This window comes from Janthinobacterium sp. NKUCC06_STL, assembly GCF_019345455.1.
Taxonomy (GTDB): Bacteria; Pseudomonadota; Gammaproteobacteria; order Burkholderiales; family Burkholderiaceae_D; genus Janthinobacterium; species Janthinobacterium rivuli.
The window spans coordinates 1,098,394-1,123,230 of the sequence record NZ_JAHKQY010000001.1 but is presented as its reverse complement, the minus strand read 5'-3'; the positions used below and the strand labels follow the sequence as shown (position 1 = coordinate 1,123,230).

Annotated in this window: 22 protein-coding genes and 2 tRNA genes; 16 read left to right on the top strand and 8 right to left on the bottom strand. The window is 60.3% G+C overall.

Annotated features, from left to right (window positions below; translation table 11 throughout):
* Positions 1-90 precede the first annotated feature (90 nt).
* From KO539_RS05075 to KO539_RS05040, 8 genes are all read left to right on the top strand, one after another.
* Positions 91-474 (top strand): diacylglycerol kinase, encoded by a 384-nt coding sequence (locus KO539_RS05075; protein ID WP_225242383.1) that lies wholly within the window; start codon positions 91-93, stop codon positions 472-474.
* Between the two features lie 130 nt (positions 475-604).
* Complete coding sequence (locus tag KO539_RS05070) at positions 605-1,609, top strand: sulfate ABC transporter substrate-binding protein (RefSeq protein WP_225242382.1); 1,005 nt, start codon at positions 605-607, stop codon at positions 1,607-1,609.
* Positions 1,610-1,653: 44 nt separating this feature from the next.
* A complete protein-coding gene (locus KO539_RS05065) occupies positions 1,654-2,220 on the top strand; it encodes an alpha/beta hydrolase (RefSeq protein ID WP_070224511.1) in 567 nt (188 codons plus the stop codon).
* A gap of 41 nt (positions 2,221-2,261) precedes the next feature.
* Complete coding sequence (locus KO539_RS05060; protein ID WP_219307639.1) at positions 2,262-2,900, top strand: peroxiredoxin; 639 nt, start codon at positions 2,262-2,264, stop codon at positions 2,898-2,900.
* 234 nt (positions 2,901-3,134) lie between these two features.
* Positions 3,135-3,944, top strand: a complete 810-nt coding sequence (cysT, locus tag KO539_RS05055; RefSeq protein WP_099408869.1) for a sulfate ABC transporter permease subunit CysT — start codon at positions 3,135-3,137, stop codon at positions 3,942-3,944.
* Positions 3,941-4,867 (top strand): sulfate ABC transporter permease subunit CysW, encoded by a 927-nt coding sequence (gene cysW, locus KO539_RS05050; protein ID WP_257626107.1) that lies wholly within the window; start codon positions 3,941-3,943, stop codon positions 4,865-4,867. The genes cysT and cysW overlap by 4 nt, the downstream gene beginning before the upstream one ends.
* Position 4,868: 1 nt before the next feature.
* Positions 4,869-5,939, top strand: a complete 1,071-nt coding sequence (locus KO539_RS05045) for a sulfate/molybdate ABC transporter ATP-binding protein (protein WP_219307638.1) — start codon at positions 4,869-4,871, stop codon at positions 5,937-5,939.
* A gap of 14 nt (positions 5,940-5,953) precedes the next feature.
* A complete protein-coding gene (locus KO539_RS05040; RefSeq protein ID WP_070256667.1) occupies positions 5,954-6,886 on the top strand; it encodes a CysB family HTH-type transcriptional regulator in 933 nt (310 codons plus the stop codon).
* On the opposite strand, the gene KO539_RS05035 is transcribed toward KO539_RS05040, so the two are convergent.
* Entirely contained in the window at positions 6,883-7,236 is a 354-nt protein-coding gene (locus KO539_RS05035) for an MmcQ/YjbR family DNA-binding protein (protein ID WP_219307637.1), read from the bottom strand. The two genes, KO539_RS05040 and KO539_RS05035, sit on opposite strands and share 4 nt — an antisense overlap.
* The gene (locus tag KO539_RS30105; protein ID WP_257626106.1) at positions 7,233-7,844 is read right to left on the bottom strand and encodes a DUF2185 domain-containing protein; all 612 of its coding nucleotides are present in this window, start codon (positions 7,842-7,844) and stop codon (positions 7,233-7,235) included. Before KO539_RS30105 ends, KO539_RS05035 begins: the two co-directional genes overlap by 4 nt.
* A 290-nt stretch (positions 7,845-8,134) precedes the next feature.
* On the opposite strand from KO539_RS30105, the gene KO539_RS05025 reads away from it, so the two are divergent.
* Positions 8,135-8,824, top strand: a complete 690-nt coding sequence (locus tag KO539_RS05025) for a hypothetical protein (protein ID WP_035821517.1) — start codon at positions 8,135-8,137, stop codon at positions 8,822-8,824.
* Positions 8,825-8,907: 83 nt separating this feature from the next.
* Here the strand turns inward: KO539_RS05025 and KO539_RS05020 are convergent, their stop codons facing one another.
* The 3 genes from KO539_RS05020 to KO539_RS05010 all read right to left on the bottom strand — a co-directional run bounded on the left by KO539_RS05020 (position 8,908) and on the right by KO539_RS05010 (position 13,716).
* A complete protein-coding gene (locus tag KO539_RS05020) occupies positions 8,908-11,325 on the bottom strand; it encodes a TonB-dependent siderophore receptor (protein WP_219307636.1) in 2,418 nt (805 codons plus the stop codon).
* Positions 11,326-11,620: 295 nt separating this feature from the next.
* The gene (locus KO539_RS05015) at positions 11,621-12,667 is read right to left on the bottom strand and encodes an aldo/keto reductase (RefSeq protein ID WP_219308606.1); all 1,047 of its coding nucleotides are present in this window, start codon (positions 12,665-12,667) and stop codon (positions 11,621-11,623) included.
* The gene (locus KO539_RS05010; RefSeq protein WP_219307635.1) at positions 12,667-13,716 is read right to left on the bottom strand and encodes a quinone-dependent dihydroorotate dehydrogenase; all 1,050 of its coding nucleotides are present in this window, start codon (positions 13,714-13,716) and stop codon (positions 12,667-12,669) included. The genes KO539_RS05015 and KO539_RS05010 overlap by 1 nt, the downstream gene beginning before the upstream one ends.
* Before the next feature lie 203 nt (positions 13,717-13,919).
* Between KO539_RS05010 and KO539_RS05005 the strand changes: the two genes are divergently transcribed.
* Positions 13,920-17,231, top strand: coding sequence for a S41 family peptidase (locus KO539_RS05005; protein ID WP_219307634.1), 3,312 nt, complete (start codon positions 13,920-13,922; stop codon positions 17,229-17,231).
* Between the two features lie 124 nt (positions 17,232-17,355).
* On the opposite strand, the gene KO539_RS05000 is transcribed toward KO539_RS05005, so the two are convergent.
* Genes KO539_RS05000 through KO539_RS04990 form a run of 3 tightly spaced genes read right to left on the bottom strand, consistent with a single transcriptional unit; the run spans position 17,356 to position 19,464 of the window.
* On the bottom strand, positions 17,356-18,078 hold the full coding sequence (locus KO539_RS05000; RefSeq protein WP_219307632.1) for an arginyltransferase: 723 nt from the start codon (positions 18,076-18,078) through the stop codon (positions 17,356-17,358).
* Between the two features lie 60 nt (positions 18,079-18,138).
* Positions 18,139-18,855, bottom strand: a complete 717-nt coding sequence (gene aat / locus KO539_RS04995; protein WP_099402950.1) for a leucyl/phenylalanyl-tRNA--protein transferase — start codon at positions 18,853-18,855, stop codon at positions 18,139-18,141.
* Between the two features lie 30 nt (positions 18,856-18,885).
* Positions 18,886-19,464, bottom strand: coding sequence for an NUDIX hydrolase (locus tag KO539_RS04990; protein ID WP_219307630.1), 579 nt, complete (start codon positions 19,462-19,464; stop codon positions 18,886-18,888).
* Positions 19,465-19,650: 186 nt separating this feature from the next.
* Between KO539_RS04990 and KO539_RS04985 the strand changes: the two genes are divergently transcribed.
* From KO539_RS04985 to KO539_RS04960, 6 genes are all read left to right on the top strand, one after another.
* Positions 19,651-19,727, top strand: a tRNA-Met gene (locus KO539_RS04985).
* A gap of 141 nt (positions 19,728-19,868) precedes the next feature.
* A tRNA-Met gene (locus KO539_RS04980) sits at positions 19,869-19,945 on the top strand.
* A gap of 405 nt (positions 19,946-20,350) precedes the next feature.
* Positions 20,351-21,331 (top strand): ATP-binding protein, encoded by a 981-nt coding sequence (locus KO539_RS04975; RefSeq protein WP_219307628.1) that lies wholly within the window; start codon positions 20,351-20,353, stop codon positions 21,329-21,331.
* A 62-nt stretch (positions 21,332-21,393) separates the two neighbouring features.
* Positions 21,394-22,596, top strand: a complete 1,203-nt coding sequence (locus KO539_RS04970) for a hypothetical protein (RefSeq protein ID WP_219307626.1) — start codon at positions 21,394-21,396, stop codon at positions 22,594-22,596.
* Positions 22,596-24,188 (top strand): methyl-accepting chemotaxis protein, encoded by a 1,593-nt coding sequence (locus tag KO539_RS04965; RefSeq protein WP_219307624.1) that lies wholly within the window; start codon positions 22,596-22,598, stop codon positions 24,186-24,188. Before KO539_RS04970 ends, KO539_RS04965 begins: the two co-directional genes overlap by 1 nt.
* Before the next feature lies 1 nt (position 24,189).
* On the top strand, positions 24,190-24,831 hold the full coding sequence (locus KO539_RS04960; protein WP_219307622.1) for an OmpA family protein: 642 nt from the start codon (positions 24,190-24,192) through the stop codon (positions 24,829-24,831).
* Positions 24,832-24,837 lie beyond the last annotated feature (6 nt).

Genomic DNA, 24,837 nt, shown 5'->3' with positions numbered 1-24,837 from the left:
AATGTTCCGAGATATTCAGCGAATAAATGGTCACACTGCTATGTCACCCCCATAATGTGCCCACTGCACTTGCTTTACATATGGAAAACCATGCAACCTGTAAATGAATTCAAAAGTAAAAGTGGCTTGAAGCGGATCTTTTCCGCCTTTTTCTACTCGCTCGATGGCTTGAAAGCGGCCTGGTGTCATGAGCATGCGTTCCGCCAGGAACTGGGCCTGTTCGTCGTCGGCACGGTGATCGCCTTGCTGCTGCGCATCTCCGCGTTTGAAAAACTGGTGCTGATCGGCGTGCTGCTGCTGGTATTGATCGTAGAACTGATCAATTCGGCAATCGAAGCCGTGGTCGACCGCATTTCGCTGGAACGCCATCCGCTGTCGAAAAACGCCAAGGATTTCGGCAGCGCCGCCGTGCTGCTGACCTGCATCCTCGCTTTCGCCACCTGGGCCGTGGTCCTGTTCAACCGCTTCTATTAACTGCTAAATCCCCGCTGCGCGTCGCCCATATGCGGAAATCGCATATCAAACGGCGAAACGCTTCGTTCTCTTTGCGGCCATGGCGCCGTAATCTGGTGGCTCTGAAAGTTCAACCACTCGGGGATCTTAGATGCTGTCGAAAAAAATCATCATTGCCGCCGCCATCAGCGCGTTTGCCCTTCTGCAAACGGCGCAGGCTGCCGATATCACCCTGCTCAACGTGTCATACGACCCGACGCGCGAGCTGTACCAGGATGTGAACACGGCATTTGCCAAGGAGTGGAAAGGCAAGACGGGCGACAACGTCAAGATCAAGCAATCGCACGGCGGTTCCGGCAAGCAGGCGCGTGCCGTCATCGATGGCCTGGAAGCGGACGTGGTCACGTTGGCCCTGGCCTACGACATCGACGCGCTGGCCGAGCACAAGCTGTTGGCCGCCGACTGGCAAAAGCGTTTGGCGCACAACAGCTCGCCTTACACCTCGACCATCGTGTTCCTGGTGCGCAAGGGCAACCCGAAAGGCATCAAGGATTGGAACGACCTGATCAAGCCGGGCGTGTCCGTCATCACGCCGAACCCGAAAACTTCGGGCGGCGCCCGCTGGAACCATCTGGCCGCGTGGGGTTATGCCTTGCGCCAGCCGGGCGGCAACGAAGCGAAAGCCAAGGATTTCCTCGGCAAGCTGTATAAAAACGTGCCCGTGCTCGATTCCGGCGCACGCGGCGCCACCACCACCTTTGTTGAACGCGGTATCGGCGACGTGCTGATCGCCTGGGAAAACGAGGCGTATCTCGCCGTCAAGGAACTGGGTCCGACCAAGTTCGACATCATCACGCCTTCCGTCAGCATCCTGGCCGAGCCGCCTGTCGCCGTTGTCGACAAGTTTGCCGACAAGCACGGTACGCGCAAGGTGGCCGAGGCTTACCTGAACTACTTGTACACGGACGAAGCGCAAGACATCATCGCGAAGAATTACTACCGTCCGGCAACGGACAAGGCGGCGAAGAAATATGCATCGCAGTTCGCCAAGGTCAACCTGTTCACCATCGAGCAAGTGGCAGGCGGCTGGACGACGGCACAAAAGGCGCACTTTGCCGACGGCGGCATCTTCGACCAGATCTACCAGCCCAAGTAATACCGGATGGCACGATTGCCAGACCGTTACTAAAAGGACACATCATGGCGCTGCGCAGCTTTTCCGATTACCGGGTACTGATCGTGCCGGGCTTGCATAACAGCGGTCCCGAGCATTGGCAGAGCCGCTGGCAGCGTCTGTATCCGCAATTCGAGCGGGTCGAGCAGGATGACTGGAACGAACCCGACCTGGCCACCTGGTCGGCGCGCCTGGATCAGGTGCGCCGGCAAGATGCAAGACCGACCCTGATCGTCGCCCACAGCTTCGGCTGCCTGACGACGGCGCACAGCCTGGCCCGCGACCCGCAGGGCGTGGCCGGCGTGCTGCTGGTGGGGCCGGCCGACCCGGACAAGTTTGGCGTGGCGAAGGCATTGCCGCAAAAGCGGCTGCCTTGCCCCGGCATCCTGATCGCCAGCCAGACCGATCCGTGGATGACGGCCGAACACGCGGCGCAGTGGGCACGGCGCTGGAATTGCAAGTATATTGATGGCGGTGCGCTGGGCCATATCAACGCCGAGTCGCGCCTTGGCGACTGGGTCTACGGCCAGGCGCAGCTGCAAACACTGTTTGATCTGGCGCAAAGCGACAAGCGCCACCGTCAGGCAGCCTGATTCGACGAATTCGATTGCACATAACCTCACAGGAGATCACGATGACTTTACGCCTGGGCGATGTCGCCCCTGATTTTGAACAAGACAGCTCGATCGGCCCCCTCAAGTTCCACGAGTGGGCTGGCAATTCCTGGGTGGTGCTGTTTTCCCACCCGGCCGACTTTACCCCCGTGTGCACGACGGAACTGGGCCTGACGGCCAAGCTCAAGCCGGAATTCGACAAGCGCAATGTGAAGGCCATCGCCCTGTCCGTGGACGCGGCCGAGTCGCACAAGAGCTGGATCAAGGATATCGAAGAGACGCAAAACACGGTGGTGGGCTTCCCCATCATCGCCGACGTCGACAAGAAAGTGTCGGTACTGTACGACATGATCCACCCGGAGCAATCCGTCACGGCCACCGTGCGCTCCGTCTTCATCGTCGACCCGAACAAAAAGGTACGCCTGATCCTCACGTATCCGCTCAGTACGGGCCGCAACTTCAATGAAATCCTGCGCGTCATCGACGCCCTGCAACTGACGGACGGCTATACGGTGGCCACGCCCGGCAACTGGCAAGATGGCGACGACGTCATCATTCCATTGACCGTGCAGGATCTGGACGTGATCAAGCAGAAGTATCCGAAGGGGTTTACGGCTGCCAAGCCATACCTCCGTCTGACGCCGCAGCCAAATAAATAAACGTTTCAGCTTTCATAAAAACGCACCTGTTCGGTGCGTTTTTTTTCGCCCGCAGCTTTCACGGCAGGTATGCAAAATCCATCTAAGCAAATGAGAAATGGTTAGTTCTTTTTATAACGATTGCATGTGATTATTGCGCCCTATAACTCAAAAATGTAATAAGAAGGGGTTTCTATGTCTGCAGCATCAACATCAGCAGCACCGCTCAAGGCGCGCGGAGCGCCGTTTCGGGTCATGCCGGGGTTTAAGCTGTCACTGGGCTTCACGCTCTTTTACCTGGCCTTGATCGTTCTCATTCCGCTGTCGTCGGTGTTCCTGAAAACGTTCACCATGACATGGGACGCCTTCTTCAGCGCCGTCACGTCCGATCGCGTGATGGCGTCTTACCGCCTGACGTTTGGCGCCTCGCTGATCGCCGCGCTGTTGAACGTGGTGTTTGGCGGCATTCTGGCATGGGTGCTGGTGCGCTATAAATTCCCCGGCAAGCGCATTATCGATGCGCTCGTCGACTTGCCGTTCGCCCTGCCGACGGCCGTGGCCGGCATCACCCTGACGGCCTTGTATTCCTCGAACGGCTGGTTCGGCCAGTTCATCGAAGGCGTGCTGGGCATCAAGGTGGCGTTCACGCCGCTGGGCGTGGTGGTGGCGCTGACTTTCATCGGCTTGCCCTTCGTTGTGCGCACCGTGCAGCCGGTGCTGGAAGACGCGGAAAAGGAACTGGAAGAAGCGGCCGCCAGCCTGGGCGCCAATTCATTGCAAACGTTTATCCGCGTCATTTTCCCGACCATCTTGCCGTCCTTGCTGACGGGCTTTGCGCTGGCCTTTGCCCGCGCCACGGGCGAGTACGGTTCCGTGATCTTTATCGCCGGCAATATGCCGATGGTGTCGGAAATCACGCCGCTGTTCATTATTACCAAGCTGGAGCAATACGATTACGCAGGCGCCACGGCCATCGCCGTGGTGATGCTGGTGGTCTCCTTTTTGCTGTTGTTGACGATTAACCTGCTGCAAGCATGGACGCGCGGAAAGGCGAAGAAATCATGAGTACGAATACGACTGCCGCCGCTGGCGTGGACAAGGCGCTGCCGACGGTGCGCCGCTTCGAGCCGAATGTCGGCCCCGTCGTGCTGGAACCGTTGTGGGTGCGCACGGTACTGATCACCATCGCCTTGCTGTTTCTGACGACCTTTTTGATCGTGCCCCTGGTGGCCGTGTTTGCGGAAGCGTTCAAGAAGGGCTGGGAAGCGTATATCGCCGCCATCATCGATCCGGATGCGATTTCCGCCATTAAATTGACCCTGATCACGGCCGCCATCGCCGTGCCGCTGAACCTGGTCTTCGGCGTGGCCGCTTCCTGGTGCATCGCCAAGTTCGAATTCCGCGGCAAGAGCATTTTATTGACCCTGATCGACTTGCCGTTTTCCGTTTCCCCGGTGATTTCCGGCCTGATCTATGTGCTGATGTTTGGCGCCCAGGGCTGGTTCGGCCCATGGCTGCAGGCGCACGACATCAAGATTTTGTTTGCCGTGCCCGGCATCGTGCTGGCCACCATCTTCATCACCTTCCCGTTCGTCGCGCGTGAACTGATTCCGTTGATGCAGTCGCAGGGCAGCGAAGAGGAAGAGGCCGCCATCGTGCTGGGCGCCTCGGGCTGGAACACGTTCCGCCGAGTCACCTTGCCGAACATCAAGTGGGGCCTGCTGTATGGCGTGATCCTGTGTAACGCCCGCGCCATGGGCGAGTTCGGCGCCGTGTCCGTCGTCTCCGGCCATATCCGCGGCGAAACCAACACCATGCCGCTGCAGGTGGAGATTCTGTACAACGAGTACAACTTCGCCGCCGCGTTTGCCGTCGCCTCCCTGCTGGCCTTGCTGGCGCTGGTGACCCTGGCCCTGAAAGCTTTCATTGAGTGGCGTTTGAACGAGAGCGACGCCGACGATTCCGCCTTACGTTCTACGGAGCACTGATATGACCATCGCAGTTAAAAACATCAATAAACGTTTCGGTGATTTCGTCGCCCTCGACAATATCTCGCTGGACTTTCCCGCCGGCGAATTGACGGCCCTGCTGGGCCCGTCCGGGTGCGGCAAGACCACCTTGCTGCGCATCATCGCCGGCCTCGAGCATCCGGACAGCGGGCAGGTGCTGCTGGACGCGGAAGACGCGTCGAACCGCCACGTGCGCGAGCGGCAAGTCGGTTTCGTGTTCCAGCACTATGCGCTGTTCAAGCACATGACCGTGTTTGAAAACGTGGCCTTTGGCTTGTGCGTGAAGTCGCGCAGCGAGCGTCCGTCGGAAGACCAGATCCGCCGCAAGGTGAAAGATTTGCTGGAGCTGGTGCAGCTGGACTGGCTGGCCGACCGCTATCCGCCGCAGTTGTCGGGCGGGCAACGCCAGCGTATCGCCCTGGCACGCGCGCTGGCTGTCGAACCGCGCGTGCTGCTGCTGGACGAACCGTTCGGCGCCTTGGATGCCAAGGTGCGCAAGGAATTGCGCCGCTGGCTGCGCCGTCTGCATGACGACTTGCACGTCACCAGTATTTTCGTCACGCATGACCAGGAGGAAGCGCTGGAAGTGGCGGACCAGGTCGTGCTGATGAACAAGGGCACCGTCGAGCAACTCGGTTCCCCTGAGCAAGTCTACAACCACCCGGCTTCGCCGTTTGTCTACGGCTTCCTCGGCAACGTCAACCTGTTCCACGGCCGCGTGCATGACGGCGTGATGGCCACCGGTGACGCCAGCTTCGAAGTGCCCGATTACGCGGGCGTGAGCGACAGCAAGGGCACGGCCTATGTGCGTCCGCACGACCTGGAAATCGACCGCTACACGCCGGGCGCGGAAGGCATCGTCGTGAAACTGAGCCGCGCCCATGCGATCGGCCCACTGGCCCAGCTGGATCTGCAGCGCGTCGATAACAGCGAGTTGATCGAAGCGGTGATGTCGAACGAGCGTTTTACCCATCTGCAACTGAAAGAAGGCGAAACCCTGGTGGTTCGCCCGAAACGATTGCACGTGTTCGTTGAACCGACAAGAACCTAAAAGGTAGGAACACTATGAATTTTCAACAACTGCGCTCGATCCGCGAAGCGGCCCGCCGCGGCTATAACCTGACGGAAGTGGCCAACGCCCTGTTCACGTCGCAGCCGGGCGTGAGCCGGCAAATCCGCGAACTCGAGGACGAGCTGGGCGTGGTGATTTTCGAGCGCAACGGCAAGCGTTTGACGGGCTTGACGGAGCCGGGCAAGGGCATTTTGAAGATCGTCGACCGCCTCTTGATCGAGGCGGAAAACCTGCAGCAGGCCAGCCTCGAATACAGCGGCCAGACCAGCGGGACCTTGTCCGTGGCGGCCACGCACACGCAGGCCCGCTATGCGCTGCCGAAAGTGGTGCAAAGTTTCCGCGCCGCCTTCCCCGACGTGCGTATTGCGCTACAACAAAGCGCGCCCGAACACATCGCGGAATGGGTGTTGTCGGGCAAGACCGATATCGGCATCGCCACGGAAGGCTTGAGCCAGTTCCCCGACCTCGTGTCGTTCCCGTGTTACCGCTGGAGCCATTTGATCGTCGTGCCGGACGGTCATCCGCTGCTCGAACACTCGCCGATCCGCCTGGAAGACCTGGCGAAATATCCTTTGATTACCTACGACAAGGGTTTCACGGGGCGCGGCCATATCGACGACGCGTTCGCCAAGGCCGGTGTGGCGACCGACATCATCCTCACGGCCATGGATTCCGACGTCATCAAGCAATACGTGGCGCTGGGCCTGGGCGTGGGCATTGTGGCTTCGATGGCCTTCGACCATGGCCGCGACAAGGGCCTGCGGGCCGTGGAAGCGTCGCACCTGTTCGCCACCAACACGACGCGCCTGGCCGTGCGCCGCGGCGCCTACCTGCGCGCCTACGCCTATGAGTTCATCCTGCAACTGGCGCCGGACCTGACGCGCGAAGACATCGACCGCGCTATGGCGGGAGAGGACGCGCTCTAGGCGATGGCTGCCTTTTGCGCGCGCGTCAGGCTGGCCACGGTGCGCGCGTAGCTATCTTGCACCAGTTCCGCCAGGTAATCGGCGGGGAAGCGCGCCACGTTGACGATGGTCACCCAGTGGAAGCGGCCCATGTAGCGGGCCGGTTTCACGCCGGGCATATCCGTCAGCTCGATAAAACGCTCGGCGCTGACCCGCAGGCTGAAGCGCCACTGCTCGGGCGCGCTGGTCTTGAAATAGGCAAATTTCTTGCCGCTCACTTCAAACACGAGGATATTCGACGGCGGGCCGTACAGCACGGCTTGCGCGCCGGGCAGGGCCGCGCAAAAATCCTTCAATTCATCAGTTGTCATTCGTCCACCGCCACGAATTGTTGCGTGTTGTGGTCGAAGGCATAGGCCGCGCCGGCAGGTGCATCGAGCAGCGCGATAAAACGGTCATCCACGCTGAGCACGGCGCCCAGCGACACGAGGGCCACGTTGGCGCTGTCGTTGATGTAGTCATCGCTCTCGTCGTTGGCCGTGAAGCGCCAGCCGCTGTCGTCGCCGTTGTCCGGCTCCTCGCGATACAGATAACCGACGGGCGCACCGTCTTCCAGCACTCTTTTCGTCACGAAGCACAGGCCGGCGTAGCGGTTGACGAGGTTGTCGTCATCGTCGTGCTGCGTATTGATGATGTGGCGCGCATCGAAGGCGATGGGGTCTTTGGCCTGTAAATCGGCGATGTAGCCGGGCATGTTATCGAGCTTGCCGGTGAAGTGGCCATGCGGCTCGACCGTGTCGACCAGCACCCACATGCGCTCGGCGCCCGGCGCTTGCGGATCGTCGCTGTGGAAGGCGAAGATCAGCTTGACCACCTCGCCGGGGCGCACCTGGGCGATGGCCTTGGGCGGCGATTTATAGAAAGTGTAGGGATGGCGCGCCGCCAGTTCGGCAGCGTCGGCCAGGTGCCAGCTGGGCATGGTGATCCGTCATTGGAGTGGAAGAACCCCCATGGTAGCTGATTGCCCGTCGGCCTGGCCGGCGTTTTCTCATCCGTGCTCCCAGTTTGCACAGCGGGGTCGTTCTCAATAGCTTGTATGGTTTTTCAGGAGAGCAATTGCTGTGTATGGAAGCTTGATGAAGCGCAGACTCCAGCAACATCACTGCCTGGCTGGGTCGCCAGGTGCTAGTCTGGACTGAAACCGGTTCTTGCTGACTCTTTTCATTCGCAGCACAGATAGCTTTCATGATCTCAATCGTGGGGACGAACATGCTCAAATTTATGCTTCTTGGAGGCATTTCCCTATTGCTCTGCGGCTGTGCATCTCAATTGGGAACGCTATTCAATCGCCCGGTAGTGGAAGATAGCGTGGATAAAATGCCGGGCGTCTTTTCACTGTCTGCCGATAGGCGAACAGTCATCTTTGTCACCGAGGAAAACCTCGGCGTGGATGCCAACAATGCTGTTATCAAGCGTCAGACGCGTTTCTGCGCGGAGCCGCCGCCCGATACGGCCAATGGTATCGAGGCCGCCCTGAACGGCAAGCTGGATGTGACTGGCAAAGCTGGCGTCCGTGGCAATGCCGAGTTTGACGATGAGTTCGAAACGACAGTGAGCGTCCTCGCTGACAGGACTGCCGCACTCGACGCCTACCGTACCGGCGTCTATGCCTTGTGTCAGTATCATTTGAATGGCGCCATCCAGAGTGGTGATGTCAAGGTGCTGTTCAGCGAACTCACCAAGGCCTTTGTCGAAGTACAGATAGCACAGCAACAACAAACCGCGGCAGTCAAGATGGCAGCCAAAGAAGCACAACTGGTGCGCACCGAGCTGGCGGTCAAAAATAGCGAGGCACAAGCGCAGGCGCTGATGCAGACGCGGCAACAGGAGCAGACACATCAAGTTGCCATCGAACATGCCAAAGCGCAGCAAGCACCGCCTGCAACACCGGCTAAGTAGCCACTGGTCTTTGGCTGGGCTGCACGAGACATACCCAGCCAAAGACCAGTGTAACGGCTTTGCCTGCCGAGCCAGCCTGCCATTTACCAGCTATAGCCAGCCTTGGCGTAGTAGTAACGGCCGTTGAAGCCGTTCGGCGCGAAGCCGCTGTACGGCTGGGTGCCGCCATTGTTGAGGTTACCCACGCTGGTGATCTGGTCAGGATAGCGGTTGGTGACGTTGTCGATACCGGCCACCAGGCGCCAGTTCTTGCCCAGTTTTACGGAACCGGACACGTCCAGCACCCATTGCGGATCGTAGTGCTGGTCTTGCAGGGCATTGTTTTGCGGCACGATGAAACTGCCGTAGCGCGTCACGACGCCGTGCGCATTCCAGATGCCGAAGCTGTAGTCGGCGGCCAGGCTGAACTTGTCTTTCGGCGAACCGACTGTAGCGCGCTGGATGGTCTGGCGGTCGATCAGTTTCAGGTTGTTGGCCGTCAGGATGGCTGGATTGTCCGCCACTTTCTGCACCGAGGTCTTGTTGTGGTTGTAGGCCACGGTCAGGTCAAGGCGATCCTTGTCCTGCAAGTCGATGCGATAGGTGCTGACGATGTCCACGCCTTCCGTGCGCGTATCGACGGCGTTGGTGAAATAGCGTCCCGCGCCCACTGGCGTGCCCTGCGCGGCCAGGATGTTTTTCAAAGTAGTGCTGAGTATCAGATTGGAGGAAAACAGGATGCGGTCATCAATGTCGATGCGGTAGGCGTCGATCGTCGTCGTGAAGTTGCGGGTGGGCTGGAACTGCAGGCCCAGGCTGTAGTTGCGCGCTTTCTCCGCCTTCAGGTCTTGTGCGCCCAGGGCGCGTGCCTGTGGCGTGTTGACGGCAAAGGTGCCCGTTTCGATGGCCGTATTCGTGCCATTGATGACCTGGAAGTTGGTGGTGGTGATGGTGTAGTACTGCTGCGCCAGCGATGGCGCGCGGAAGCCGCTCGACACGGTGCCGCGCAGGGACAGGGCGTCCGTGAAGGCATAGCGGGCCGAACCCTTGGCCGAGGTGGTGCTGCCGAAATCACTGTAGCGCTCATGCCGCAGGGCCACGCCACCGGACAGTTTTTTCGTCGCTTCCGCTTCCAGGTTGATGTAGATCGATTCATTGTGGCGGCTGTGGCTACCCGCGTTTTCGGGGCGGAAGCCGGCAAAGCCCTGCGAACCGGTACCGGTATACGATGCTTGCTCGCCAGCACCGATCGTGTATTTTTCATGGCGCGCTTCGGCGCCCACGGCCACAGTCAGCGGCCCCGTAAAGTAAGCGACGGGGAATTCACGCGCCGCGTCGAGATTCAGGACGGTCTGTTCATTTTTCAGCGAGCCCACATAGAAATGCGTGGGGCTGGCGGCGGCCAGGTCGAAATTGACGGTATTGTCGAGATCCAGCTTGAACTTGTTGCTGCCGTAATTCAGGCTGGCATCCCAGCGCCAGCCGGCCGCCTCGCCGCGCAAGCCGGTTACCAGCGACTGGTCGGTCAGGGTACTGTTCTGGATCGGCAAGAAGCCTTCTGGGAAGATCGACGAGCGCGTGACGTATTGTCCATTTTTGTCCTTCACCAGGCCTGCGCGCCAGGTGGCGCCAGCCGAGGTGTCGCGCTGGCCGTAGCCGCCGAAGGCATACCAGTCCAGGTTGTCGCCGAGATGGTATTCGCTGTTGATGAAGACGGTGGCCGGTTTGCTCTCGGCATCGCCGTAGCGCAGGTTGACCTGGCCATAGCGTGGTTCCAGCGGGTTGCTGAAATCGCGGCCGGCACGGTTGGTCGGACCGCGATCGGCCACTTCTGCCGAGACGCGCACCCAGCCATCGTCGCCCAGGGCGAAGCCGGCCGAGCCTTTGATGGATTTTTGCTTGCCGTCGCGTTCCTGCGTCTGGCCATAGCCCACTTCGATGTCGCCGCCGGCCGCGCCTTTTTTCAGGATGATGTTGATCACGCCGGCAATCGCATCGGAACCGTACTGGGCCGCCGCGCCATCGCGCAGCACTTCCACGTGGTCGATGGCGGCCAGGGGAATAGCGTTCAGGTCGACCGGCGCCGAACCGCGGCCCAGAGTACCGTTGACGTTGACCACGGCCGAGGTGTAGCGGCGCTTGCCGTTCACCAGCACCAGCGTCTGGTCGGGCGACAGGCCGCGCAGCTGGGCAGGGCGCACGGCATCGCTGCCATCGGCGCCCGTCGGACGGGGGAAGTTCATCGATGGCAGCAGGCGTGCCAGCACGGTGGCCAGTTCGGCCGAACCCGTGCTTTGCAGGTCGCGCGAAGTGAGGATGTCGATCGGCGATTCGGAATCGATGGTGCGGCGGTTTTTGGCGAAGGTGCCGGTGACGACCACCGATTGCAATTCACCTTCGGCCGGCAGCTCTTGCTGCGCTTGCGCGTGCATGGGCAGGCTGAAGCAGGCGATCAGGCTGGCGGCGATAACGGTTTTCACGGGCAGGGCGGGAATCTGGGAGCGGGCGGTGCTTGAACTCATCGACGATATCTCTTCGGTTGGTGGATGCGCGAACCAGGGCGGTCCGGTGATGACATCAGAGTAACAGTGGGTCTGTGGCGTGCTTACGAATCGTTCTGTCTATCGATATGCAATAAATGTCTGATACACGTCCAAATGGCGCGGGTAGCGCATATGGCCTCGTTTCCAGCATACGACCGGGCATGGCCAGGCCGCAATGCTGCACAGCAGTAAATTGCCAGCTGTTGTATAAATACGACTATCTGGATCAGAGTGGGGAGCCTGGCGGCGGCATGCGCCGCCAGACGGAGTGCGCCTATTGCCCTGGATTGGGCAGGCTGGCGTGGATGGCGTCGACGGCCGCCACGAGGTCTGGCGACAGCGTAACTTGATGGGCGTCGATATTTTGCTGCAGCTGCGCCACGCTGGTGGCGCCGATGATGGTCGAGGCCACGAACCAGCGCGAGTAGCACCAGGCCAGCGCCAGTTGCGCCGGCGTCAAGCCGTGCGCGCGGGCCAGCGCCGCATACTGGCCGGCTGCCGCGATGGTAGCGGGGCGCACGTAACGGGGACTCCAGCCGGGCGGGAAAATCGTCAAACGGCCCCTGGCTTGCGGATCGTCGAGGTATTTCGCGGTCAGCTGGCCGAACGCCAGCGGGCTGTAGGCGAGCAAGCCCACATTTTCCCGGTGGCACGTTTCGTCGAGCAAACTCGTCTCGAAATGGCGCGCCGTCAGGTTGTACAGGTTCTGGATGGAGACGATGCGCGGCAAGCCTTTCAGCTGCGCCTGCTTGATGTATTCGCACACGCCCCACGACGATTCGTTCGACACGCCGATGTGGCCAATCTTGCCTTCCTCGACCAGCTTGCCCAGCACGGCCAGGGTGTCTTCGATGGCGACCGAGGCGTGTTCCTTGCGCGGGTTGTAGACGCTGGCGCCGAAGATGGGCAGGTTGCGGCTGGGCCAGTGTAACTGGTACAGGTCGATGTGCTCCGTCTGCAGCCGGCGCAGGCTGTCTTCGACGGCGGCGCGGATGTTGGCCGCGTCGTGATCCGTCTTGCCCTTGCGTATCCAGTGCATGCGCGAATTCGGCCCGGCCACCTTGCTGGCCAGCACGATCTGGCTGCGCTTGCCGCTTTTCTTCAGCCAGCTGCCAATGTAACGCTCCGTGCTGCCCTGCGTTTGCGCGCTGGCCATCACCGGATACATCTCGGCCGTGTCGATGAAGTTGATGCCCCGTTCCAGCGCGTAATCGAGCTGGCTGTGCGCTTCGGCTTCGCTATTTTGCTCGCCGAACGTCATCGTGCCCAGGCAGATCCGGCTCACTTCCAGGCTGCTGGCACCCAGTTTGACCTTGTTGATCATTTCGCCTGTTTGCCGCGCAGCGCGCGGGCGCAATCCTTGATCAGCGCCGGACCGGCGTAAATCAGGCCGCTGTACAGCTGCACCAGCTGTGCGCCCGCCTCGAACTTGGCCACGGCATCCTTGCCCTGCATGATGCCGCCCACGCCGATGATGGGCAGCGCGTCGCCCAGTTCCGCCTTCAGCAGGCGGATGACATTGTTCGACAGTTCGAACACGGGCGCGCCGGACAATCCACCCGCTTCGGCGCCGTGCGGCATGCCTTCGACGGCGCTGCGCGACAGGGTCGTGTTGGTGGCGATGACGCCGTCAATCTTGTGGCGCGTGAGCGACTCGGCGATGCTTTTCACTTGTTCGCCATCCATGTCCGGGGCGATTTTCAGGGCCAGCGGCACGTAGCGCTTGTGCTTGTCCGCCAGGCGCGCTTGGGCTTCCTTGAGCTGCGACAGCAGGGCGTCGAGTTCCGACGCGCCCTGCAGCTGGCGCAAATTCTTCGTGTTCGGCGACGAGATGTTCACCGTCACATAGCTGGCGTACGGGTAGACTTTTTCCAGGCACAGCAGGTAGTCGTCAGCCGCCCGTTCGATGGGCGTGTCGGCATTCTTGCCGATGTTCAGGCCCAGCACGCCGGCGCGGTTCTGGTAAAACTTGGACGCCTGCACGTTGGCGACAAAGGCGTCCACGCCGCCATTATTGAAACCCATGCGGTTGATGATGCCCTGCGCCTGCGGCAGGCGGAACATGCGCGGTTTCGGATTGCCCGCCTGCGCGCGCGGCGTGACGGTACCCACTTCGATGGAGCCGAAACCCAGGTCGGCCAGCGCGTCGATGTAGGCGCCATCCTTGTCCAGACCGGCGGCCAGGCCCACGGGATTCGGGAAGGTGATGCCCATCACCGTGCGCGGATCAAGCGCAGGCTTGCCGGCCAGCTTCGTCAGGCCCAGCGCGCTGGCGCGTTTCAGGGCGGGCAGGGTGAGATGGTGGGCCGCTTCGGCATCCATCGAGAACAGCAGCGGGCGGGCGAGGGAGTACAGGAATTTTTCAGACATGGGGCGCTTTGAGTAGGTGTGCGTGGCGCCGGGAAGGGCTGGCGGCGCGCGAAATAAGTGCCGTATTTTACCGTGTTCCACGCGGCTGCCGGGTGTATAGTTCTTGTTGGTCTAGTGCAATATTAATCCCTTGATAATCAGCATCGGGCCTTGGACTTTCCTGTTTCTTCCCTGTTCTCTTTACCTTATAAGCGAGACATCGATTGAAAAAGACACGCATCCTGACCGCCATCGCGGCCGCCAGCGCACTGCTGCTGAGCCACCCGGCCCTGGCACTGCCCAATACGCAAGACACCCGCATGCTGAGCGAACCGGCCGTCTCCAGCCGCCACATCGCCTTCATCTATGCCGGCGATTTGTGGCTGTCCAACCTCGATGGCGGCGGCGCGCGGCGCCTGACGTCCGACTTGGGCGACAAGTCCAACCCTGTGTTTTCGCCCGACGGCAGCCTGATCGCGTATAGCGCCAACATCGATGGCAATGTCGACGTGTATGTGATCGCGGCGGCCGGCGGCGTGCCGCGCCGCCTGACCTTCCACCCCGGAGTGGACCTGGCGCAGTCGTTCACGCCCGATGGCCAGGCCGTGATGTTCACCTCGCCGCGCGCCGCCTTCAACAACCGCTTCCAGAAGCTGTTTACGGTGCCGGTGGCGGGCGGCGTGGAAACGCAGCTGGAAATCCCGAACGCCTCGCGCGCCATGTATTCGCCCGATGGCAAGCGCATCGCGTACAACCCGCTGGCGCCCGCCTTCAAGCAGTGGAAGCGCTACCGGGGGGGCACCAATTCATGGCTGTGGCTGTTTTCGTCCAGCGACAAATCGATTGAAAAAATCCCCCAGCCGGCGACGCGCTCGAACGACGTCGATCCGATGTGGATAGGCGACACCGTCTACTTCCGCTCCGACCGCAACGGCGAATTCAATCTGTTTGCGTATGACGTCAAGACGAAAGCCGTGCGCCAGCTGACGCGGCATGCGGATTTCCCCGTGTTGAACGCGTCGGCCGCGAACGGCACCATCGTCTACGAGCAGGCCGGCTATCTGCATGCGTTCGACATCGTCAGCGGCCAGGCGCAAAAATTGACGATCGCCGTGGCCAGCGACCTGGGGCAAACGCGCCCCCGCTGGGTCAAGAACGCGAAATACATCCGCGACGCATCGATTTCACCGTCGGGCGCGCGCATCGCCTTCGAGTACCGGGGCGAGATCGTCACCATCCCCGCCGACAAGGGCGACGTGCGCAACCTGACGCAGACGGCCGGCGCCCACGAGCGCACGCCGATCTGGTCGCCCGACGGCCGCTCGGTCGCGTATTTCTCGGACGAGTCGGGAGAATATGAAGTGCATGTGCGGGCGCAGGATGGCAAGGGTGCCGTGAAAAAGCTCAAGCTCAATGGCAGCGGCTTCTATGACAACGCCGTCTGGTCGCCCGACAGCAAGAAGATCGCGTTTGCCGACAATGGCTGGAGCATGTACGTGATCGACGTCGGCACGGGCAAGGTGCAGAAAATCGCCACGGAGCCGATGTATGGCGTCGACAAAAGCATGCGCGCCTCGTGGGCGCCCGATTCGCGCTGGCTGGCCTACACGCTCAATTCACCCACCTACACGCGCAGCGCGTATATCTATTCCGTCGAGCAGAACAAGTCGATGCCCGTGACCGATGGCTTGTCCGACGTGGCCCAGCCCGTGTTCGACAAGAGCGGCAAATACCTGTACTTCTTCGCCTCCACCAATGCGGGGCCCAGCAACAACTGGTTCTCGCAGCAGAATGAAGACAACCTGGTGACGCGCACCGTGTGGATGGCCGTGCTGCGGCGCGACCTGCCATCGCCCCTGATCAAGGAAAGCGACGAGGAAAAGGCCGCCAGCGCGGAGAGCAAGAAGGACACGGCGAAGGCGGAAGCGGAGCCGAAGAACGAAACGAAGATCGATCCGAAGACGGGCCGCGACGACCCGAAAGTAGTCGTGGCGCCCGTGGCGCCGATCCACATCGATTTCGACGGCATCGCCACGCGCATCGTCGACCTGCCGCTGCCGGCCGCGCAGTTTTCCAGCCTGACCGCCGGCGCTGCGGGGCAGATCTTTTTGCTGCGCGAAAGCGATGGCAAGAAGGCCGTGCAGCGCTTCGACCTGAAGGAGCGCAAGGCGGAAACCGTGGTGGCGGAAGCGGACGATTTCGAAGTGTCGGCCGATGGCAAGAAGCTCCTGTACCGCCAGAAGGATAACTGGGCCATGGGGTCCGCCACGGGCAAGCTGCTGGCGTCCGGCGAAGGCAAGATCAAGGTCGACGCCATCGAAATAAAAGCCGATCCGCGCGCCGAATGGACGCAGATTTTCAATGAGGTGTGGCGCATCAACCGCGATTATTTTTATGACCCTGGCATGCATGGCGTGGACTGGAAAGCCATGCGCGACAAGTACGCCGTGTTCCTGCCCGAGCTGTCCAGCCGCGCGGACCTGAACCGCCTGATCCAGTGGATGTGCAGCGAACTGGCCGTGGGCCACCATCGCGGCGGCGGCGGCGATGATTTTATCGAGGCGAAGAAAGTGCCGGGTGGACTCTTGGGCGCCGACTATGAAGTGAGCGACGGTCATTACCGCTTCAAGAAAGTGTATGGCGGCTTGAACTGGAATCCGGCCCTGCGCGCGCCGCTGACGGAGCCTGGCCTGAACGTCAAGGCGGGCGAATACCTGCTGGCCGTCGACAGCCGTCCTTTGCTGCCGCCGACGAATATCTACAGCGCCTTCGAGAACACGGCCGGCAAGGCCATCGACCTGACCGTGGGGCCATCGGCCGACGGCAAGGGCGCGCGCACCATCACCGTCGTGCCGGTGCCGGCCGAGGATGCCTTGCGCAACCGCGACTGGATCGAAGGCAATATGCGCAAGGTCAATGCGGCGACCGGCGGCAAGGTGGCGTACGTGTACGTGCCCAATACGGCGGGCCTGGGCCACACCTACTTCAAGCGCTATTTCTTCCCGCAGGCGGACAAGCAGGCCATCATCGTCGACGAGCGTTTCAATGGCGGCGGCAGCGTGGCCGATTACTACATCGAGATCCTGCAGAAGAAGGAAATCGCCTGGTGGACCATGCGCTATGGCGCCGACATGAAGACGCCGTCCGCGTCGATCCAGGGCCCGCGTGCCATGCTGATCGACGAGACTGCCGGTTCGGGCGGCGACCTGCTGCCGTGGATGTTCCGCAAAAATAACATGGGCCCGCTGATCGGCAAGGCGACGTGGGGTGGCCTGGTGGGCGTCCTCGGCTTTCCCGTGCTGATGGATGGCGGCTTCATCACGGCGCCGAACCTGGCGTTCTGGACGCGAGAGAATGGCTGGGGTGTGGAAAACGAAGGCGTGCCGCCCGATATCGAAGTCGAGCAAACGCCGGCCGACGTCATCGCGGGCCGCGATCCGCAGCTGGAAAAAGCGATCGAGGTGATACAGGCCGAACTGGCGAAGAACCCGCCTGCGCGGCCTGCCCGTCCGGCGTTTCCGGACAAGAGCAAGTGAAAGAGTAGGTCGGATTAGCGGAGCGTAATCCGACAATATTGTTGGCGCCGCCGGTGGTGTCGGATTACGCGCTTGCGCGCTAATCCGACCTACCAGCTGCCCTCCCAGCGACATGCGCTTGGTTTTACATCACCACCCATTGTCCTTTGATTCTGGCTTCCAGCGGCTTGAAGTTGATTTTATACGCCATCTTCGGGCTCTGCTCGATCCAGTAACCGAGGTAGATGTAGGGCAGGCCCAGTTCGCGCGCCTGGGTGATTTGCCACAGCACGTTGTAGGTGCCGTACGAGGCGCCCGGCACGTCGGGGTCAAAAAAAGTGTAGACGGACGACAGGCCGTCGGCCAGCACGTCGATGATGCTGACCATGCGCAGGATGCCTTCTGTATCGCGGAACTCCACCAGGCGCGTGTTGACCCGGCTTTGCAGCAGGAATTGCGCATACTGGTCGCGGCTGTCCTGGTCCATGCCGCCGCCCGCGTGGCGCGTGCTCTGGTAGCGCAGGTACAGTTCGTAGTGCTCGTCGAGGAAGGACAGGGTGGCCACGCCCGCCTGCAGGCCGGCGTGGCGGCTCCAGGCGCGGCGCTGGTTGCGGTTCGGGGTGAACTCGCCCGTCACGACGCGCACGGGGATGCAGGCCTGGCAGCCGTCGCAATACGGGCGGTAGGTAAAAATGCCGCTGCGGCGAAAGCCGTTGCGCACCAGTTCCGAATACACGTCGCTGTTGATCAGGTGCGAAGGCGTGGCCACCTGCGAGCGGGCCTGGCGGTCGTCCAGGTAGCTGCACGGATACGGTGCCGTCGTGTAGAACTGCAGGGTGGCAAACGGTAGTTCGTTCAGGTGCGTCATGCTGATCCTGTCTGGTCTGTCCGCGGCAATGGAAGTCTGCGTGAAGCTATCATAGCTTTTTTATGCCGCTGGCGCAGCTTGCCAATCCGTGATTTGCGTTGCTTCAATGGCGCTGCGCACATGGGCCAGGAAGCGCGCGCGCGAAATGGGCGCCGCGCCCAGCGAGGCCAGGTGCTTCGTTTCTTGCTGACAGTCAATCATGGTCACGCCGCGCGCCTGCAAAAAGCGCACCAGCTGCGCCAGCGCGATCTTCGAGCCATCCGTCACCCGTGCGAACATCGATTCGCCGTAGAACATGCGCCCGATCGACACGCCATACGCGCCGCCCACCAGTTCCCCGTCGAGCCACAGTTCCGACGAATGCGCATAGCCCAGCTTGTGCAAGCCTGTGTAGCCGGCGATGATCTCGTCCGAAATCCAGGTGCCCGGGCCATCCTTGCGCGGCGCCGCGCAGGCGCGCATGACGGCCTCGAAATCGCCGTCGAAGCGCAGCTGCCAGCGACCATCCGTGGCGGCGCTGCGCTCGACCTTGCGGATCGCCTTGGCCAGGCTGTCGGACACTTTGAAATGCTCCGTCATCAGCACCATGCGCGGGTCGGTGCTCCACCACAAAATAGGCTGGCCTTCGGAAAACCAGGGGAAGATGCCGCGCCGGTAGGCGTCGAGCAGGCGCGCGGGCGACAGGTCGGCGCCGGCCGCCAGCAGGCCGGGCGCTTCGTCGGTCAGCGCGCGCGAGACGTCGGGGAACGGGGTGTGGATGTCGAGCCAGGGAATCATGCGGCGTGAGAGGTGGCGGTTGGATGGAACTTACTCGGCATCGGCGCGCGCCATCGGGCGCGTGATGTCGCCCGTATGCACGCCGTAGCTGCCGCCTTCGCGGATTTTCACGCGGTCGGCAAAGAACAGTTCCAGGGTGGCGCGGATGGTGGGGAAGGCCAGGTCATCCCAGGGAATCTGCGCCTCAGTAAACAGCTGCACGTCCAGGCTTTCGATGCCGGGCGCGAAATCGAGGTCGCGCAGGCGCGCCAGGTAGAACAGGTGCACCTGGTGCACGCGCTGCACGTTCAGCAGCGAGAACAGGGGACCCAGTTCGATATTCGCGCCCGCTTCCTCCACCGTTTCGCGCTCGGCCGCGTCGGACGTCGTTTCATCGTTTTCCATGAAGCCGGCCGGCAGGGTCCAGTAACCGAGGCGCGGCTCGATGGCCCGTTTGCACAGCAAGACCTGCAGCTGGCCATGCTCTTCCCACACGGGGATGGAGCCGACCACCATTTTCGGGTTCTGGTAATGGATGGCGTCGCAGTTGGCGCACACATAGCGGGGACGGTTGTCGCCTTCCGGAATGGACAGGCTGACAGGATGGGCGCATTCGGAGCAGAATTTCATGGGCGGGCTTCGGAAAATGAGTGTCTGGTGTAACGCTTACTGTACACCGATTGCGCACCGCGTGGCGAGCTGCGCAGGCACGCTGGGCCGGCGATCCTCTCGCCCGCGCATTCATTAGATTGGTCTATTACGGTTGAATTTGAGATAGCTATTGCCTAAGCTCCCCGTTTGCCCTTATAATTCTTGTGCGGGGTGGAGCAGTCTGGCAGCTCGTCGGGCTCATAACCCGAAGGTCACAGGTTCAAATCCTGTCCCCGCAACCAATACCGGAAAGCCGCTGATTCTTGCAAAAGATCAGCGGCTTTTTCATTGCTGGCCAACGGTGAATTCCTGCACACGCGGCACGCATGCAATTGTCAAATCAAGCCCTTTACGCCCCGCAACAATCTGGTATATAATTCTTGTGCGGGGTGGAGCAGTCTGGCAGCTCGTCGGGCTCATAACCCGAAGGTCACAGGTTCAAATCCTGTCCCCGCAACCAATTCGAAGCCGCTGGTTCCTCGCAAGAGGGCCAGCGGTTTTTTCGTTGTGCCTGCCGATTCGTCTTCCTTTTCATTCTCCATTGCATCCGCGTCCCCTGGCCTGTTTTTAATGGCTTATGCGTCGGAAGTATCTTTCTCGCCTCGAATAAATTCTTGAGATGCCTCGCCTGCATAAGCAGCGGCTTGCTGTATTGCCCGCTTCATGCCGCATTGGCATGGCAGATGACATCCCGGATTTGGAATTCACCAGCGACGCGACATAGTTTGTCGCAGTGCTTGGTATATTGAATCAAGAAATTGAATTATTGCTTTCAGTTTGGTGTTTGTATTTAATATAATTTGCGGGTTTTAAAGAATTTCTCCTCCAGGTGACATTGGTATCATTTTAGGATTGTTTGAAAAATATGCAGCGTGAAAAAAAGTCCATTGTCGGCGATGCTGAAATACCAGTAATAGCCTCCGAGCCGGAAGCGGGCTACCGAAAATCGATATCCGAGACGCGATTTCCATCACGCATACCTGCGGTTACATTGCGTGATGTAATTCTGTCGGTGGAAACTCAAAATCAATTTGACGAGTGTCTTGCGAAAATACGTTTTCACAAAAAAATATATGTGGAATGGGGGTTTGCGGAAGTCGATCCCTTGGGACGCAGTTCGGTACTGAATTTTTATGGCCCGCCAGGAACCGGGAAGACACTGGCGGCCGAAGGACTGGCTGGAACCCTGGGTTTGCCTATTATTCAGATTAGTATTGCCGATCTGGAGAGTAAATATATGGGGGATACCGCTAAAAATATCCAGATCGCCTTTCAAGCCGCACAGGATTGTGGTGGGCTGCTTTTCTTTGATGAGGCAGACACCCTGTTGGGACAGCGGCTTTCCTCTGTCACGCAAGGCATCGACAATGAAGTCAATGCCATGCGTTCCACATTGCTGATCGAATTGGAGCGTTTCGACGGTATCGTTGTTTTTGCCACCAATTTCGCCAAGAACTACGATGTTGCATTCCGCAGCAGAATAACCCACCACATCCGTTTTTCCTTGCCGGATATTGCCGCCCGCGTGCGTTTATGGCAGCGGATGCTACTTCCTGGAATACCCATTGCGGGTGACCGTCATGCACTCGCGCAGCAATGCGCTGCCTTGTCGGAACATTTATCAGGGCGCGAGATCCGCACGGCGATGCGCCTGGCTTTGCCCAAAGCCCTGATTGCCGCGGAGAAGACGCATTTGCCCGCCATGCTGGCGATTGAAAATCTGCAGGAGGCGATCACGCAAATCAGGGCAGCCCAGGCGGAAGTGGCATCGCAAGCGGGTACGGAACATGGACAGGCTGGACTTGCCAGGCAGTTGCTTGGCGTTAAAACAATCGAGGAGAAGTAAACATGGGTTTTTTTTCTAGCGTTGGGAGTTTTCTCGGTAGCGTAGCGTCGACCGTTGCCGGTGTGGCGAAAAATGTCTGGCGTGCCGCGAAGGAAACGGCAGCGAAAGCCATTGTGTGGATGGCCGATGGCGCCGAATCTGTGATAGGCGAAGCCAAGGAGCTATGGCGCATGGCCGAGCCATATGTCGCCAAGGCGCGTAAATTGCTGCAGTCCATGGCCGAAAACGCACCGCACCCGTGGTTGAGAGGCTTGGCCGGCATCCTCGATGGTTTGCTGGGTGCCTTGCAAGTGTTCGTGAAGGGCGACCTGGCCAAAAAACTGGAAAGCGCATTGCGTTGGTGCATTACCGTCGCACAAAAACTGCGGGAAACTTTCCTTTCCAAGGAGCAGGCGCAAGAGGCCACGCAACGCAAGGAAACGTTCAAGGATGCGCAGCAGCATGCAACACCTGAACAGCGTCACGCACTCGATCTGGCTGCCTTGATCAATAACTACGTCCTCGTGCAAAGCGGCATCAAGACCAGTCTCGATGGCGCCGGGGTCGATGACTTCGAACATTTCCTGCGTTTGCGGGCCACGCAAAAGCTGCTCAATCGCGTGGAGGGGGTCTTGAAGCGCGCGAAGAGCGTGGATGATATTTCCTCAGACGACATTTTTCTTGTCGCGACGGGCAGCGCCCTGCTCGAGGCTGATCCAGCCCTGTCGGATGCGGAGATCGAACGCCTGGATGGCATCGTGGCATCCATCTACGGCAAAAAGCTCATTCCCTTTGTTTTTGAAGAGATGATCCTGCTCTGGAACGAGAAATGGAAGAACGGTGAAGTGGCGTGGACGGATGCGAACCAGAAGGCGGCAAAAGACCGTTCCTTGCTGCGCCGCCTGCTGATGGAACAGCGCCTGGCCACCTTGAACGAGGAAGACAGCACCATCCTGCTGGGCTTGCAGGATTCGGTCGAGGCCGAGACGCGGCAACTCAATGAATTCGCTGCCAGTCAGCGCTACCTGCACAAATATGTTGGTGCCGCCGAGGGCTTCCTGCAAATGCTGGAGCAAGATGCCGAGACTCTGGAGGCCGAGGGCAAGGGCTTCCTCGCCGAAGAGGGAAGCCGGGTCGGCATGTTGATTATCGCCTGCGTCCAGAAGGGAAAACCGTGGAGCGCGCTGACGGAAGAAGAACAGAGTCTGATCACGGACTTTGCGAATATTTTTGAGCAGGACAGCCAGGCACGTGCCGATCAACTCATCGAAGTAACGGTAGATTAATGAATCTTGATATCTTGCATTTCCTGATACCTGGCTACGAGCCCCTGCAGCTCTTTTTCTTTGTACTCATCGTCGTTGGCGTGGCTTCCACACTCATCTTGCTGCGCAAGAATGCCACAGCCGCCTCCTGGGAGGCGAACTGGAGCGGTGGTGGCCTGGGGGATCTGTCCGGCCGGCTCGACGCCGAGCATGGTTCGGTGAATGATCTCAGCCATGCGGTTGCGACGCGTTCGGAGCAGCTGGCCGACACCATGCCTGGCATCCTGCTGATCCTGGGATTGCTGGGGACGTTTCTTGGCCTGGGGCTGGCGCTGGACAGTGCATCGAATATCTTGACCAGCCACAACACCAGTGCGGCCGATGGCATGAAGAATTCGATGGATCAGCTGATGCACATGATGGAAGGGCTTGGCACCAAGTTCAAGACGTCGACGTGGGGCATCATGGGTTTCCTGACCTTGAAACTATGTTCGTCCTACATGGGCGTCGATGAGCGTCGCCTGCGCTGGTGCGTGCGCAAAATGAAAGAACAGCTCGACGGTGCCCGCGATGAAGTGGCGCGCCGCGCCAGTCTGGGTACGGATCGGCTGGTCGATGCCGTTGGCGCCATGGGCGCGCAGCTGGGTAGCGTGCTGGAACGGGAATTTGGTGCGAACCGGAAAGTACTCGAGCAGAACGGGGCCTTGCTGGAAAGTAGTTGCAGCCTCGGACATCAAGCCAAGTCCAGCCTGTCCGATATCGCCGGGCTGATGTCGGCCATGCTGGAGAAAAACAATGACATGGCTGCAAGCAGCGCGGCGACCAGCCGGGAATTGTCCGCCTTCGTCGCAGCCAATAATGAAAACATGCAGGCAATGGCGAACTCGTCGCAACAAATGGCCGACGCGGCCGCCGGAGTCGGGCATTCGGCCAGCTTGCTGGACGTGGCGATTACGGGCTTTGGCAGCGATGTGAAGCAGGTGCTGGATGGTGTGAAGCAAGATCTGGCGAGCACGATTACCAGCATGAGCGACAATTTTGGCACGAAACTCGAGCAGATGGAGGCAAGTCTGAGCGGCGCGACGACCGACATCTCCACGGCGGTGCAGCAATTGTCGGGCCAAATGAAACAGACCTTGTCGAGCCTGGAGACGCAACTGGATACGACGCTGCGGGATATGAACGGCAGTTTCAGCAGCAACATTCATACCATGTCGTCCGACTTGACGGCGGCCACGGCAAAAATATCGGCGGCAGTGGAACAGTCTTCCGAGAACATGGCGAGCGCCATGCAGCAGATGGCTGGCAAGCTCGATGATGCGGTGAAAATCCAGAGAGCCGCTGGCACGCACTTCGCCACGATCAGCGTTGCGCTAGAAGAACAAGTCACTGCCATGATGGAATTGGTGAAGAAGCTCGGCGACGATATCAAGTCCAGTCTGGGCGCCGTGTCGACCAGTGCGCAGGAAGTCAAGCGCTTGAATAACCGCAACGAAGGTGCGACCGAGGCAATCGGCAGCGTGACTGCCGAGCTGGCCGCCATGGTGGCGCTGATGCGGGTGGCCCAGACGAAGGAAATGAGTCCGCCGCAGGCTGACGTGGCCGAGAGCTGAAATGAAAGAGAAACCTAACGAATGGGTCGCGATTTCCGACCTGATGGCCGGGGTGGTGGCGGTGGTCATGTTGCTGCTTGTCATGGCCGTCTTGAAGAATGCCGCGGCAGAAATGGCGCATCGCGAGCAGGCGGAAAAGGGCAGCATTGCACAGCGCAAGAAAATCGCCACCATGCTTGGCCAGTTGCAGGCGGATATGGCGAGCCAGGGCGCATCGCAACTGGTGCGCTTCGATATCGACAATGGCAAGATGACCTGGAGCGACAGCGTCTTTGCGCGCAGCAGCGCGTGCATTACGCCGCAGGCACGCGAGCTGTTCGGCAAGACGGAAGCGGTGATCGCCGATTTCCTGGCCAGCAACCGTGGCGCGCAAGTCTTTGTCGAAGGACATACCGACAATCTGGCGGTCAGCAAACCGGTCACCGATATCGAACGCTATTGCACGGTATATGACGACAACTACACCTTGTCGGCCGCCCGTGCGCGTGAAGCCAGGCGCCTGTTGGTCGGCCGCCTGAGCGCCGGCAGCGCGAAGAACGTCGTCGTTGCCGGCTATGGCGACTCGCATCCCTTGGACGCTGCCGATCCTGGCAACCCCAGGAACCGGCGGGTGGAAGTCCGTCTCGTTCCGGCCGAACCATAATCGGGC